Genomic DNA, 14971 nt, shown 5'->3' with positions numbered 1-14971 from the left:
TGCGCTTGTACGGCATGCCTTCAAGAAACTTATCAACTGCTTGCTCCCGGATCTCACGGGGAAACCGAGCAGACATCGAAGAAACCTCTCCGCCCCTGAGGCACTCCAACTATTTGTCCGCGGTCCCAAATACCGTATCTTCGTCATCCTGATCTCGTCAAACGGCGCACATCGCCCCCGCCCGAGCCATGCGCTCCCTAGAAGGAGCTGGAGCCGCCCGAGCCGGAGAAGCCGGAGCTGAACCCCGAGTTCGTCCCGCCGGAACTGGAGCTCGGGCTGTTGGTCGTGTTGTTCCACAGCGAGAGGGTGGCGTAGGTGTACACGCCCGGGTACGCGTAGTCCCGCTCCCACAAGTGCGGCGCGCGCGGATCCTTCACGCCCTTGCGTGCCGTGAACTGCTGCTTCTGCAGGACGTCCATGAGGATGCGGTAGTCCGCGACCAGGCGCACGAACGCGTCCATGAACGCGGGGTTCGCCGGGTCTGTGGCTATCGCGTCGAGACGGTTCACGATGTCCTGCAGCCCCGCCTTCAGGTGGGAGTCCTTCGCCTTCTTGCCGGCGTCGACGGCGTCGGCGCGCAGGGTGCTCAGGCGCTCGGCGCGCACGTCGACGTCGCCCTGCTCCATGCGGAACAGGAGGTTGATGTTCGCCTCTGCGCGCTCCACGTCCTTGACGGTGGTGGCGGCGTCATGGAGCTGTTCCCAGTTGGCCAGGGCGTCGCTGTCGGTGTCAACGGGGAGGTGCGCGACCGCGTCGTCGATGGCGAGGAACCGGTCGCGGACCTCCTCCCACTCCTGGCGCAGCTCGCCGTTGGCAAAGCGGGAGGACAGGGAGTGGGCGCGCAGGTCGAGTTCGGAGAGGCGGAGGGCGAGGGACGAGTGGGCGTCGATAAGCTTCTGGCGATCGAGGCGGGCCTCGGCGATCCGCTGCTTGCGACGCTCAATGCGCTTCACCGGCACGAAGCCGACCGCGAGGGCCGCGGCGAACAAGCCGAAGCCGGTGGGGATGGCGGTGAGGTAGCCGAGAAAACTGGAGTCGTTCCGGCTGGCGACCTCTTCCGGGTCCATCGCGACGCGCGCGCCGTCCAGGAGGCCGCGCGGGATGTCGCCGGAGGACAGGCCGTCCTTCATCGCCGCGAGCGAGCGGTCGAGGTGGCTGCCGCTGCGGAGCTCGAGCTGGCTAGCGACGTCTTTACCAGCGAAAATGAACTGGTGGCGCGTCTTCATCGCCGCGCCGACGAGGATGACGCCGTCCGCGAACGTGTCGTCGCCGATCTCGTCCGGGTAGGTGTCGCGCATGAAGTTCTCCACCGAATCGTTCACGTTGTCCAGCGAATCGTCGAACACGATGAAGCGCAGCTGCTGCACCGTCGACGGGTGCGGGAGGTCGTCGGCACCGTCGAGCAGCCGCAGCTCCTCGTCCGGGGAGAGCAGGTCGTCCGGGTCGTCCACGAAGGCGGGCGGCGCCTCCGCGACCGTCTCCACCGGGTCCGGCGCCGCGGGCGCGCGCCACAGGGTGAACATGAGGATCGCCGGGAGCAGGCCGATCACCACCGCGACCAGCACCGCTAATCGACGCGCACCCTTCGCCCTGAACTGACGCTCGAACGCGCGCTGCTTGTCCCACTCCGCGTTCCGACGCTTACTCTCCGCAGTCTCCTGCATCTGCCACCACTTGCCGCCGGGGACAGACTCGTACTCTCGGCTCACCATACGGGGATTATCACACGGATTGGGGCGGTGCGCTGGGGGTTTGGCGGGGTTTGGTGGGTGTTGGCGGATGTTGGCGGGTGTTGGCGTGGTCTGCCCGCGCTTTGCCCGCAGATACCGATACTAAGACACCGTTTTCGCGCTTCTAGAGCGCATTGTCGGGGTCTTAGTATCGGTATCTATTGCCGGGGCAGCACGCGTGGGGCGCGTGGGGCGGAGCTTGGAGGGAGACGGCGCGGCTCGGCAGGACATTCCCGCGCTTTGCCCGCAGATACCGTTACTAAGACACCGTTTTCGCGCTTCCAGAGCGCATTGTCGGGGTCTTAGTATCGGTATCTATATCCGGGGCAGCACGCGTGGGGCCCGTGGGGCGCGTGGGACGGAGCTTTTGGCGGCACGAGAAAGGCCCGGCGTCCGTGTTCAAAACGTCGGGCCCTGCTTCGAAATTCTCCGGCCCTTAGCTTACAAAACACGAAGGGCGTTGCATACCCGTTTCAAACATTTGATTCGGTGCATAATTCTCATTTTTGAAAGCGCTACACCGGCGCGGGAAGTCCCACTGGCACTACGGATAACCTGGACAAATGTGCACAACATGGTTGTAGTTCGAGGTAGATGGCATGTTTCAAAAATTGCATAGATAGTGCATATAAACCAGGGCGCGAAAACGGCTCAAGGGGATTCCTAATTGTAACGACAGGAGAAGCTGAGCCGAGCGTGTGATGTGTGACGTAATTCACGTCAAGGGGGCGGGTATTGCGGCACAAACTCGGAATATAAATGGGACTGGAACGCGGAAACGCCGGCGAGTTGAGATGACTCGCCGGCGTTTAACGGACCGTTTAGATGTTGAGGGCGGAGCGGATCTGGTCGACGATCGAGTTGATCACGCCGCCGAGGTCGAAGACCAGGGCGCCGAACAGCGTGAGCAGGCCGATGAGGATGCCGCCCGCGAAGAGTCCGGCGGACTCGGCGGTGGAGGAGCCCTCGCTGGGGGAGGCGGTCTCGGTAACCGTGACGGTTTCGGTTGCAGTCGCCGTTGCCGTCGCCGGGGCCGCAGTGGTCGGCGCCGTCGTCGGTGCAGTGGTCGCCGCAGTGGTCGGCTCGGTGTTCGGGGCGGTCACCGTGGTGGTGACGGTGGTGGTCTCGGTAGCCGCGGTAGCCGCGGTAGCCGTCGGTGCCGCCGGCGACGTGGTGGCAGCCGCAGTGGTGGCAGCCGCAGTGGTGGTCGCCGAAGGAGCCGTGGTCGTGGGCGACGGGGTCGGGGCGTCGGCCGCGCGGGCGGTCAGCCACTGGTCCGGGCCGATCGGGTGGTCCACGATGCGGACCTCGCCGATGTTGCCGAACCAGCCGTCGACCTTGTCGTTCTCCCAGGCGGAGGTGCCGAGGAGCCACTGGGCGCCTTCGCCGCCCATGCCGAGGGGGCCGTAGCCGTCGCGAAGAATGGGGGAGCCGTCGACATACATGGTGACCGACTTGTCCTTCGGGTCATTGACCACGGCCACGTGCATCCACTCGCCCTTCGGGACCTCGTGGGTCCAGTTGGAGAAGCCCTCGCCGTTCTGGCCCCAGGCGTACCAGCGCAGCTCGCGGAGGCTGGACACGCCCAGCATCTGGATCGGGTCGCCGTCCTCGCTGTCGGGGTGGGCGACGGTGCCGGACTCGTCGCGGATGAGGGCGTTGGACCACTTGTTGTTGTCGGCGTTCCAGTCCTCGTCGAGCTTGAGGAAGGCCTCCATGGTGTAGCCGTTCTCAAACTGCATGTCGTTGATGTCGGCGCCGGTGGCGGTCTCAAACCAGGCGGTGGAGTGCTTGAACTTGGGGTCCTTCCAGCGCAGGGAGCCGCGGTCCGAGGAGAGGGGGTGCGTGTCTTCCGAGAAGGTCACGGCGTCCTCGCGGGCGCCGACGCGGTAGCGGACGCGGGTCATGTCGTTGCCGTTGGCCACATCGGGGATGACGGCACCCTTGGGGGCAGGGGAGGCGTCGTTAAGCATCTTGCCCTCGAACGTGGTCTGGCCGGGGCGCCAGTGGACGGCAGTGCCATCGACGTGGACGTAATCCTGGTCGTTGCGGGGCTTGTCCTGCTCGGTGACCTCGTAGGGCTGGAAGCCGTCGGCGACGGTAGTGCGGAGGAGCTCGGTGTAGTCGGGGTCGTTCTCATCGCCCTTGGTGAAGTCGGGGGCGAAGGACTTGAAGCGCTCGGCGAAGTTGAGGTCGATGGAGTAGGAGTCGCCCTCGCCCTCGGGGAGGAGGTGGTCGAAGCTGGTGAGCTTCGCGTGGTCCTTGTCCTTGACCCACGGCGAGTAGGCCGTCATGTCGAGCGTGTTGTTGGTCAGGTCGAACTGGAGCTGGCCCATCAGGCCGTTGCCGCCCAGGTAGGCCATCTGGTAGTCCTGCAGGATGTTGATGACGTCGTGGCCGGCGTCGTTCTTCTCCACGTGGTAGCCCGCGCCGTGGTGGTGGCCCGCGATGGTGAGGAAGATCTGGTCATTCTTGCGAATCAGCTTGTCCCAGAGGTGCTCGCCGTACTCCTTGGTGAAGTAGGTGGAGCCGTCGCCGCCTATGCCGGAGATCTCGTGGGCGGTGAGGATGACGGGGAGGTCCGGGTGCTCGTCGATGACCTGCTGGGCCCAGTCGAGGGTATCGTCAGGCGCGCGGAACCCCAGCGCGAGCAGGAGGTACTGCTGGCCCTCGGCCTCGAAGATGTGGTACTCGGAATCCGTCTTCTGGCCCGGGAAGCCGTAGCCGTCGCCGCCGTCGTGGATGCCCGTGGACTGGTGGCGGGCCTGGAACGTGGCGTTCTGCTTCGCGCGCTCCTCTGGGAAGTACTCCTCGAACGCGGACGGACCGTCCTCGCCGTCGAACATGAAGTAGTCGTGGTTGCCCGGCAGGATGGAGTAGTTGAGGTGCGCGTCCTCCAGCGGTTTCATCGCCTCCGAGCTGATGTCCCAGGAGTTGCGGACGTTGGCCTGGTCGACGACATCACCAAGATGCGCCACGAACTGGGTGTTCAGGTCCTCGTGGTGCTTTGCCAGGAACTCGGTCTGCACGTCGAACGGGTTCGAGCCGTAGCGGGTGCCAAAGATGTCGCCGGCGTCCTTGTCGCCGTAGCGGGCGTAGAACTGGGTGTCCGGAAGCACGCCGAGGGTGAAGCGGGAGGCGAGGTCTGCGCCGGCTTCGGCGGCGTTCGCGGTGGGGAGCAGAAGCTGCGTCATCGGGGTGAGCAGGGCAAGCGCGGTGACGGCCGCGATGTGTGTGCGCATGGGAGATCCTTTGCGGTGCGTGACTGACGGGATTGCTTTGGTGGGTGAAATCCACACTCAAACGTAGCGCTGCCAGGTTGCGTTACGGTGAAATTGAGGTGAAGGCTGGGAGTTGGAGAGGGAGGTCCAATGTGCGGGGGCGGGCGGAATAGGGGATACAGTGGACCCGCACAACCGAGCCCAGCAGGAGGACCGCATGCCCACACCGAAGACGCTGCAAATGTTCATGATGGACGGGACGCCGGACGGGCCGATTAAGGCGTCGATTGCGAATTGGGTGGGCCGCGTCTACTCGATCCCGCGCACGGAGATCAATTCGGCGAAGCTGAAGCAGCGGCCGGACCTCAACCAGCCCGCGGTGTACTTCCTGGTGGGCACGAACCCGGACACGGATCAGCCGAAGATCTACATCGGGCAGGCCACGCGCAGGCAGAACGGCATGGCGTTCGCGCGCGCCGCCGAGCACACCCGCAGCGACGACAAGGACTTCTTCAACCGCATCATCTACCTCGTGGTGGTGGACAACTCGTGGGGACCGACCGAGATCACGTTCCTGGAAAACGCCTTCCACCAGCGCGCCGTCAGCGCGGGCCGGTACGAGGTGGCGAACGGGAATACGCCGTCGCCGGGCAACGTGACCGAGGAGGTGCAGGCGGTGCTCGACGAGTTCATCGAGAACACCAACCTGATCATCAGCGCCCTCGGCATCACAGCGTTCCAGCCCGTCGCCTCGGAGGCAACCCGGCGCGGGCAGGCGGCGGTGCCGCAGGAGCACGCGCCGAGCAGTGCTGACGACGAGCCCGTGTTCGAGCTGGCCAGCTACGACCGCTCCATCCACGCGCTCGGGCAGCGCACGCCGGGCGGGTTCGTGGTGTTCAGCGGAGCCAAGCTGCGCGAGGACCTCACGGCGAGCGCCCCGAAGGCCATCACCGCCAACCGCGAGCGGTACGCGGACAGCATGGACAACTTCCGCCTGACCAAGGACGTGGAGTTCTCCAGCCCAAGCTCGGCCGCCAGCTTTGTGCGCGGCGCGGCCACCAACGGGCGCACCGCCTGGCACCTGGCGGAGAACGCAAACGTCAGCCTCGCGGACTGGGAGGACCGCGAGACTGATGAGGTGGAGGCGGAAGGGATGGGGGACGGAGGGGCGTCGATAAGCGGCTAGAACATGCCCCAAATGGACACGGCGAGGATGAGCGAGCCCATGACCAGGAGGAAGATGGTGTCCGGGCGGCGGGCGTAGTGCCTGAACGCGGTGGCTTTGAACGCGAGGAGCGCGGGCAGGATGTAGAGGAGGAACGCGACGAAGACGCCGCCGACGACGGAGATCATGTCCAGGACCGACGGGTTGAGCACCGCGACGAGGACGGCCGTGGCGAAGACGAAGACGTTGACCACGCGGCGGATCGAGCGCGGGGTGAGTGTGGCCGCCGTGCGCGGGGCCGCGACGCGGATGAGGTAGCCGGTGCCTTCCTCGGTGCCGAGGAGGTGGCCGAAGTAGGACGTGATAATCGCGCAGATGGCGATGAGCGGGCTCACCCACGCGAGGAACGGCGTGTGCGTCTCGTTGGCCAGGTAGGACAGGACCGGGACGTTTTGCTCGTTCGCGGCGTCCATGCCGTCGGCGCCGAGCGCGAGCGCGCACGACCAGACGAAGAACATGGTGAAGAGGACGAGCATCGCGGCCGTGACCAGCTCGATCTTGGAGACGGCGCGCTCGGTCGCGGCGACGTCGCCACCCGTGCGCTTCTGCATGTCCAGCGCGAACTGCGACACCGCCGCGATGTGGCTAAATGAGAACACCAGCACCGGCATGATCAGCAGCACCGCCTGCCACATCGGCGTCTGCGACTCGTAGGCGCGGAAGCTGGCGACATCCCACCGCGGAATCAGGTAGATCGACACCGCCGCGAGCGCGAAAATCAGCGGGTAGACCAGCGCATTTGCCAGCCACAGGGTCACCTTCATGCCCAGCGCGTAGGCGCCCGTGAGCACGCCGACGCATACGGTGGCCAGGAGCCAGCGGTTGATTTCGGGGCCATGGAGCTGATTAACGACGAAGCTGTCAACCGTATTCGTGATCGAAATGGCATAGATGAGCACCACCGGATAGATGCCCAGCCAGTACATGAGCGCGCTAACCAGGCCCCGCTTGCGGCCGGTCAGCGCGGTGACGACCTGGAGCACGTCCAGGCCTTTCGACGGCGACGCTGCCACGATCCGGGCGTACGCGCGGTGCGAGAGGAACACCATCGGCCCGATGATCAGCGTGGCGATCACCAGCGGCCAGAACCCGAAGCTGCCCGCGTTGATGGGCAGGAACAGGATGCCGGCGCCGACGCCGGTGCCGAACAGGGCGATCACCCAGGAGAAGAAGTTGCCGTCCGGGGCCTTGGAGCGCCGCTGCTCGCGGATCTGCTCTTTGTCCGCCTCGGTGAGGTGGTCGGCGTCGAACTGCGCGCGGCCGAGCTCGAGGTGCTCGTCGCTGTACTGTTCGGGGAGGTCGGCGTATGGGACGGGATGGGTGGTGTCTTGCTTATGTGAAGTGGTCATAGTTCCACGCTTTCAATGTCGTAGCTCACAAGGGTAGCACGGGGGTCGTACCCACTTTCGACGCCAAACCGAGTTGGTACGCTGATGCCCGGGGAGGGGACATGGAAAGAGCAATGCTTGTGACGCACCTGATCCGGCCGGGGGAGAGCGACGCGCTCGCGTGCCGGAAGCTGTCCGCGACGCGGTACGTGGCCGAGCAGGACTGGCGCGGCCTCAAGGCCTATGAGCAGGAGTTTCTGCGCGCGTACGCGATCGGGGTCGGCGCACAAAAGGCGGTGGTGGTGGGCCGCTCGGCCGCCGTCATCATGGGACTATGGACGCTGCCCGCGAAGCACTCGCCGGTAATGCTGGCCAACCCGCGCCACTCGCCGCCGCCGAAGAAGCAATGGCCCGAGGAGGTGCAGTACCGGGAGATGCGGATCCCAGAGGTTGACCGGGCTTCCATCTCGCTTCTCGACGGCGACACCGTCCTCCTCACCACCCCCGCCCGCACCGCCGTCGACGTCGCCCGGCTCCACGGGGTGCGCCACGGCGTCGTCGCGATGGACTCGTTCCTCCACCAGTTCGGCCCCGGCGCGCGGGTGGAGCTCGAGGCGACGGTGCGCCGCCTGGCCAGGAAGAAGGGCATCGCACACGCGCGGACGGCGCTGGCCTGGAGCTCATCCCTGTCGCAGTCGCCGTACGAGTCGCTCCTGCGCGTCATCCTGCGCGAGCGCGGCATCGAGGCGCAGGAGCAGCTGTGGATCGGACCGTACGTGCGGCCTGACCTGTTGTGGGACCAACTGGTCATCGAGGTCGACGGCGACATGAAGTTTGCCGAGGACGGGCAGACCGCCGCCCTGGAGCAGGCGCAGCGGGAGAACTGGATCCGGGTGCAGGGTTACGAGGTGGTCAGACTCACCCCGCGGCAGATCCTGCGCGACGAGGACTGGTGCATCCGCCACATCCTCAACCTCAAGGCGCGCTCGGAGCAGCTCGGGCCGCCGCGGGTGCCGGCGACGCAGTGGCGGCCCGGCCACGGGTAGCCCTGGCGGCGGTAGGCGGGCCGGGGGTTTGGCGCTGCGGTTGGGGCTGTTGGGGCTGTTGGGGCTGGTGTTCGGGCCTTTGCGGATACCGGGCGGCCACCGCCCAGCTAGATACCGATAGTAAGACCCCGATAATGCGCTCCAGGGGAGCGAAAACGGGGTCTTACTATCGGTATCTGTGGTTTTGGGGCGGGTCGGGGTGGTTTTGGGACGGGTCGGGGCTGTTTTGAGGGCGGTCGGGGCGGCGAAACACGGCACCGGCGCCCCCGCGCACGCGAAAGCGGGCCCGCCCTGGCTTCCGTTCCAGGGCGGGCCCGCCGCACTTACGTAGTTACATTCTGCACGATCGCCGTGCCCGCGGGGCCGGTTTTCGCGGCCGGATTCGCACCAGCGCAAGCGCCGACGCGAACGCCGCGCAACCTAGGCGCGCGGGAGGACGGCGATGGGGGTGGCGTCGAAAAGCGTGGCAATGCCACGATCTTCCGAGCGGAACCACTTGTGCAGTCCGTCAATGAGAGCCTTCACAAGCTCACCTCCTTCCGTGTCAGCGAAAGGCTGTTAACCTTCCGTTCATGCGGGGGTAACTTTAAGTTACCGGGAATCGTTTGTCAACACCCACTATCTGCGCGCTCCCATCAACTTAGGCGGCGAGGCGTCAAACCTCCGTATACTTGCCCGCATGACACGCACGCTGATTGTTACAGAGCAAGGGCCGGAGATCGTCGAGACGCGCGACGAGTTCGCGGGCGAAGGCGACACGCTGATTCACGTCAGCCACTCGTCCATCAACTACAAGGACGCGATGGCACTGAGCGGCAACCGCGGCGTCCTGCGCCACCTGCCCACAGTGCCGGGCATTGACGCGGTGGGCACGCTTGACGACGGCACGCTGGTCACCGTCAACGGCCGCGGCATCGGCGAGCGCCGCCACGGCGGATACACGCCGCAGCTGCGCATCGACTCCACCCACGTGGTCCGCGTGCCGGAGCGCTTCAGCGCGGCGGACGCGGCCGCGATCGGCACCGCCGGCTACACGGCTGCGCTGTCGGTGGCGGGGTTCGAGCGGGCCCTGTACGAGGACACCGCCGAGGGCCCGGTGCTGGTCACGGGCGCGACCGGCGGCGTGGGCTCCATCGCGGTGCAGCTGCTGGCTGCTCGCGGCCACGAGGTGTGGGCGTTGACGGGGCGCGTCGATAAGCATGGCGACTGGCTGCGCGAGCTGGGCGCGAGCGAGGTGCTGGACCGCGCCGAGTTCGCCGACGCGGGCAAGCCGCTGCAGAAGGCGCGCCTCGGCGGCGTGGTGGACACGGTCGGCTCGACGATCCTGGCCAACGCGCTCGCGCAGCTGCGCTGGGGCGGCGTGGCCACTGCGTGCGGCATGGCCGCCGGCAACGACCTGCCCGCCAGCGTGCTGCCGTTCATCCTGCGCGGCGTGCAGCTCGTGGGCATCAACTCGGTGGATACGCCGAATGTGCTTCGCGACGCCGCATGGCAGCTCCTCGACGAATCCCTCGACCTCGCCACGATCCGCACCGAGACGATCGGGCTGGACGACGTCGCCGAGATGGGCCGCCGCATCCTCGCCGGCGAGCACAGCGGCCGCACGGTCGTCGAGCTCTAGCACCGGACCGTAGCGCCGAGCACGACGAAAGCCGCCGGGACCAGCACTACGCTGGACCGGCGGCTTTCTCATCCCCCGATATGAATCGGCCTTTAGGCGTCCGTGCGCACGGGTGCCAGGACATCGATGGGGGAGACTTCGGTGTGCGGGGGGATGCCCCGCTCCTCGTCACGGAACCACGCGCGGAAGCGTTTCAGGAACTTCATACGGGTTCACCTCCTTTCCTCTCGGCGGAAGGCGTGTTTACCTTCCGTTCATATTCGAGAAACACTAGGTTCCGGTAAATGGTTTGTCAACACCCACCATCTACGCGCACCCACCATAACCGATAAACCCGCAGCGTAGGAGCGAAAAAGCGCCGGACCAAAAAGGCCCGGCGCGGTTTCGCTCAGCGCGTGAGAGGGAGCGTTAGAGGAACGGGTAGGGGTCCCAGCCCGAGATGTACTCGATGCGCTCGCGGGCGATGAGCAGGAGCGCCGCCACCACGGCGATGAGCACCAGCGCCATGAAGAACCAGGCGATAGCCTTCTTGCCGCCGGACACCGGGGTGCCGTCGTCGGTGGGGGAGAGGAAGTGGATGCTCAGGGAGAAGAGGGTCGGCAGGCCGGCACCGAGCAGGATGCCAACTGCGGTGACCAGGAAGAGGGATTTGATGAGTTCCATGGTGATAATCCTTTCTGGTCGCGCTTACTTGCGGTGCTTGTTGTTGACAGCGGTGCGGGTTGCGGTTGCGCCCGCCAGGCCAGCGCTGGTGTCAACGAAGTCGGCCGGCTCGCCGTAGACCTTCTTGTCAGCCTTGTCGGCGGAGGTGCCGAGGGCGCCGCCGTCCTCGTCCCAGTCCTCGTTGACGTTGTCCTTGTGCACCGGAGCCTTGGAGGCGCGGTAGAACATGTAGCCGCCGCCCAGGGCAATGATGAGGGCGATGGCGACGCCGCCCCACACCAGGTCGCTGCCCGCGGAAGCGGCGCCGTTGCCGATCCACCAGATGACAAAAGAGACGAACGCCGCGACCGGCAGGGTGGTGATCCAGGCCAGGGCCATGCGGCCGGCGACGGACCAGCGGACCTCGCCCTTCGGGCCGGTCAGGCCGGAGCCCATGATGGAGCCGGTGGCCACGTGGGTGGTGGACAGCGCCATGCCCAGGTGGGAGGAGGTGAGGATGATGGCGGCGGAGGAGGTCTCAGCGGCCATGCCCTGCGGCGGGTGGATCTCAACGAGGCCCTTGCCCAGGGTGCGGATGACGCGGAAGCCGCCGGAGTAGGTGCCGATCGCGATGGCCAGCGCACACGCCAGCTGAATCCAGAACGGCATCGGGTGGTCGGAGTCGAACTGGCCGGCGGCGACCATGGCGAGGAAGATCACGCCCATGGTCTTCTGCGCGTCGGAGGTACCGTGCGCGAGCGCGACCAGGGAAGCGGAGCCGATCTGGCCCCAGCGGAAGTAGCGGTCGCGGTGCTCCTTCTCGGAGTGGTTGGTAATGCGGTAGACCAGCCAGGTACCAATCAGGGCAACCAGGCCAGCGACGAACGGCGCGGCGAGCGCCGGGATGATGATCTTGTTCAGCACACCGACCCAGACGACGCCGTCGAAGCCGATGGCGGCGATGGCCGCGCCGATCAGGCCGCCGAACAGGGCGTGCGAGGAGGAGGACGGGATGCCGAAGAGCCAGGTGAACAGGTTCCACATGATGCCGCCGCCGAGACCGGCGAAGACGACAAGGAGGAGCCTTTCAGAGTCAATTGGGTTGCTCAGGTCGAACACGTCGAGCTCCACGATGCCGCCCGCAACCGTCTTCGCCACCGCGACCGAGAGGAACGCGCCGATGAGGTTGAGGACACCGGCGAGTGCGACAGCCACCTTGGGTGTCAGCGCGCCGGTGGCGATGGACGTTGCCATCGCGTTTGCAGTGTCGTGGAAGCCGTTAGTGAAGTCGAAGAACAGAGCAACGACGATGATGAGGACAAGCAGGATCGTAATACTCACGGGAAGAAAGTATGCGCCTCTTATGTAACGCTGTCGATATTAAAAGCGAGAATTCATGTAAAGGTAAACTTTCCGTTTCCCGACGTTTGCCATACACCGCCAAGTTGTGACCCCGACCACAACTTGGCCGCCCCTAGAACGAGCTCGACCCGCCCGCACCGGAGAACCCGGAACTGAAGCCTGTGTTGACCCCTCCGCCGGAGCTGCTCGACTCCGCGTCCTGCGCCGCCTGCACGTTGTCGTGGTGCCACGAGGACATCGCCACGTACGGCACGTAGCCGGAGTAGACGTAGCCCGGGTCCGTCAGCGTCGGGCGCTCGAGCTCTTTGTATTCCTTCACGTCGCTGAACTCGCGACGCTTGACTTCGTCGAGAAGCAAGCGGTAATCGCTGAGCAGCCGGACGAAGCGGTCGAGGAAGTCGGGCGCCTCCGGGGCGGCGTCGAGGGCGTCGACGCGTTCCTGCAGCCGGGCGAGGTCGCCGCGCAGCGTCTCGTCCTTGACCTCGTAGCGGGCGCGGACGATGTCCTCGCGGATGTCCGTGAGCAGGTTGCGGCGGGCCGGGCCGTCGCCGCGCTCCACCTCGAAGAGCCGGTTGATGTTGTCCTCGGCGTGGCCCGCGTCCTCGAAGGTCTGCGCCGCCTCGCGCAGGTTCTTCGCGCTGTCGTAGGCCTGCTCGTCGGTGGCCACGCTGTTGCGCTGCGTCACGTCGTGCAGCGCGAGGAAGCGGTCGCGCACCTCGACCCACTCGTCGCGCATCTCGGCGTTGGCGAAGGCCGAGGACACCGAGTTCGCGCGGACGTCCAGCTCGTCCAGCCGCTGGCTCAGACCCGTGTATTCAGTCGCCAGCAGCGCGTGGTCTTCCCGCGCCTGGTTGATCGCTTTTCGACGCTTCCGCCTCCGCTCCGCCACGATCGTCCCGCCCAGCAGGCTCGCGCCCGCCGGGATGCCGGCCCCCGCGACCGTCCGGCCGACGCGGCCACCCTCTGCATCATTGACGCCCCACTGCTCGGCCTTTTCCCCGTCCATGGCCAGGTTCGCGCCGGCGAACACGGCCGCGGGCAGGTTGTTGTCGCGCAGCCCCGGCTTCATCTCCTCCAGCACTGATTCGAGGCGCTGGCCTTTGCGCAGCTTCAGCTGGTCGGCGACGTCTCCGCCTGCGAAGACGAAGTGGTTGCGCGACTCCATGTCCGCGCCGAGTATGAGTACGCCGTCGGCGAAGGTGTCGTTGCCAATCTCGTCAGGGAAGTTGTCTCGCAGGAAGTTCTCCACCGAATCGTTGACGTTGTCGCGGCCCTCGGAGAGGTAGATGTAGTGGACCGTCTGCACCGTGTCGGGGTGGGGAAGGCGCTCCGCGTCGCGCTGCATCTGGGCCTCGTCGTCAGCACTCACGATGTCCTGCGGGTCCGAGACCACCAGGTTCGCAGCGTTGGTTTGGGTGGACACGGCGAACTCGGCAGCGTCGGGGACGTCGGCCGTGGCGAAGCTGGCCACGCCGCCGCCCACCCCAAGCAAGGCCGTCGCGCCGAGCACGACCGCCCAATCCTTCACGCCGGAGCCCTTCGCGGGCACGATGTTCTCGGGAGTGTTACGTGCGTGGGGGTTCGTAGCCATAGACCAAAGCATAGCGAGCCGTTGGGGCACGGACATGAGCACAGGCGGGGACGGACCGCTATCATGTTTTGTTGATACGTCACCACGGAGGAGTGTGAACCATGAAAGCATTCGGCTTCCTAAGCTTCGGGCACTACGCCTTCGGCGGCCAGCGCGGCCCATCCGCAGAGAAGATCGCGCAGATTCACCTGGAGGTCGCCCAGGCGGCGGACGACATCGGGGTGAACAACGCCTCCTTCCGCGTGCACCACTTCGTACCGCAGGCCTCGGCGCCGATGCCGCTGCTCGGGGCCGTCGCGGCCACCACCAAGCGCATCGAGGTGGGCACGGGCGTGATTGACATGCGCTACGAAAACCCGCTCTACCTCGCCGAAGAGGCCGCTTCCCTGTACCAGCTCTCCGGTGGGCGCGTGGCCCTCGGCGTCTCCCGCGGCGCCCCCGAAGTCGCCGAGCGCGGCTGGGAAACATTCGGTTACAAAGGCGACGCACCAAACGGCGCGGATGTGGCGCGCCGCCACCTCGAGGCGTTTATGGCCGCGGTGGACGGCAAGGGCTTCGCCACCGCCGCACCGCTGGACAAGCAGTACCCCAACATGTTCCAGCCCGGCTCCGCCCTGCCCGTCTTCCCCACGGCGCCGGAGCTGCGCAAGCACATCTTTTACGGCTCGGGCACGCATACGTCCGCGGAGCAGACCGCGAAGGACGGGCTGAACCTCATGTCTTCCACCCTGGTTTCAGAGACCACCGCGCACACCCTGGGAGAAATCCAGGCCGACCAGATCAGCCGCTACCGCGCCGCGTGGAAGGAAGCGGGCCACGACTGGACACCCCGCGTGTCCGTCTCCCGCTCGATCTTCCCCATCGTCGATGGCGCGGACATGCAGCGGTTCGGAATGCAGGCCTCCGGCACCGACCAGGTGGGCGCGCTGCCGGACGTGGGCACGACAACCTTCGGCCGCACCTACGCCGCAGAGCCAGACACACTCATTGAGCAGCTCAAGGCCGACCCGGCCGTCATGGCTGCCGACACCCTGCTGCTCACCATCCCCACCGGGATGGGGGTGGACGTGAACGTGAAGATTCTGCAGAACTTTGCCACCCACGTCGCCCCAGCGCTCGGCTGGCAGCCGAACGCGCAAGGCCCGGTCACCGGCTACCCCATCGACTAACCCCCTGCGCGCAAGAAGCCAGCTGATCCCACACCC

Annotated in this window: 10 protein-coding genes; 4 read left to right on the top strand and 6 right to left on the bottom strand. The window is 66.2% G+C overall.

Annotated elements, in window-relative coordinates:
- Positions 1–197: 197 nt before the first annotated feature.
- Together FPP74_RS09925 and FPP74_RS09920 are read right to left on the bottom strand one after the other, a co-directional pair.
- Complete coding sequence (locus FPP74_RS09925; RefSeq protein WP_144718269.1) at positions 198–1712, bottom strand: DUF5129 domain-containing protein; 1515 nt, start codon at positions 1710–1712, stop codon at positions 198–200.
- 839 nt (positions 1713–2551) lie between these two features.
- A complete protein-coding gene (locus FPP74_RS09920) occupies positions 2552–4972 on the bottom strand; it encodes a LamG-like jellyroll fold domain-containing protein (protein WP_222428219.1) in 2421 nt (806 codons plus the stop codon).
- 196 nt (positions 4973–5168) lie between these two features.
- On the opposite strand from FPP74_RS09920, the gene FPP74_RS09915 reads away from it, so the two are divergent.
- On the top strand, positions 5169–6137 hold the full coding sequence (locus tag FPP74_RS09915; RefSeq protein WP_133065252.1) for a GIY-YIG nuclease family protein: 969 nt from the start codon (positions 5169–5171) through the stop codon (positions 6135–6137).
- On the opposite strand, the gene FPP74_RS09910 is transcribed toward FPP74_RS09915, so the two are convergent.
- Positions 6134–7525 carry an aromatic amino acid transport family protein gene (locus FPP74_RS09910; protein ID WP_144718267.1) on the bottom strand — a complete coding sequence of 464 codons (1392 nt, stop codon included), beginning with the start codon at positions 7523–7525 and terminating at the stop codon, positions 6134–6136. The two genes, FPP74_RS09915 and FPP74_RS09910, sit on opposite strands and share 4 nt — an antisense overlap.
- A gap of 113 nt (positions 7526–7638) precedes the next feature.
- Between FPP74_RS09910 and FPP74_RS09905 the strand changes: the two genes are divergently transcribed.
- Both FPP74_RS09905 and FPP74_RS09900 read left to right on the top strand, forming a co-directional pair.
- Complete coding sequence (locus FPP74_RS09905) at positions 7639–8550, top strand: endonuclease domain-containing protein (protein ID WP_144718265.1); 912 nt, start codon at positions 7639–7641, stop codon at positions 8548–8550.
- Positions 8551–9229: 679 nt separating this feature from the next.
- Complete coding sequence (locus FPP74_RS09900) at positions 9230–10171, top strand: acryloyl-CoA reductase (protein ID WP_144718262.1); 942 nt, start codon at positions 9230–9232, stop codon at positions 10169–10171.
- A gap of 408 nt (positions 10172–10579) precedes the next feature.
- Here the strand turns inward: FPP74_RS09900 and FPP74_RS09895 are convergent, their stop codons facing one another.
- The 3 genes from FPP74_RS09895 to FPP74_RS12285 all read right to left on the bottom strand — a co-directional run bounded on the left by FPP74_RS09895 (position 10580) and on the right by FPP74_RS12285 (position 13766).
- Positions 10580–10834 carry a hypothetical protein gene (locus FPP74_RS09895; RefSeq protein ID WP_095535566.1) on the bottom strand — a complete coding sequence of 85 codons (255 nt, stop codon included), beginning with the start codon at positions 10832–10834 and terminating at the stop codon, positions 10580–10582.
- A gap of 24 nt (positions 10835–10858) precedes the next feature.
- Positions 10859–12154 carry an inorganic phosphate transporter gene (locus FPP74_RS09890; protein WP_095554422.1) on the bottom strand — a complete coding sequence of 432 codons (1296 nt, stop codon included), beginning with the start codon at positions 12152–12154 and terminating at the stop codon, positions 10859–10861.
- Positions 12155–12287: 133 nt separating this feature from the next.
- Entirely contained in the window at positions 12288–13766 is a 1479-nt protein-coding gene (locus FPP74_RS12285) for a DUF5129 domain-containing protein (RefSeq protein ID WP_167457414.1), read from the bottom strand.
- Positions 13767–13867: 101 nt separating this feature from the next.
- Here FPP74_RS12285 and FPP74_RS09880 point away from each other — a divergent pair, with 101 nt between their 5' ends.
- Positions 13868–14935, top strand: coding sequence for an LLM class flavin-dependent oxidoreductase (locus FPP74_RS09880; protein WP_122085978.1), 1068 nt, complete (start codon positions 13868–13870; stop codon positions 14933–14935).
- Positions 14936–14971: the final 36 nt, after the last annotated feature.

The organism is Corynebacterium sp. NML180780 (genome assembly GCF_007786415.1).
Taxonomy (GTDB): domain Bacteria; phylum Actinomycetota; class Actinomycetes; order Mycobacteriales; family Mycobacteriaceae; genus Corynebacterium; species Corynebacterium gottingense.
Note: the sequence above shows the minus strand (reverse complement) of the source record. Positions and strands in the feature narration are given on the sequence as shown.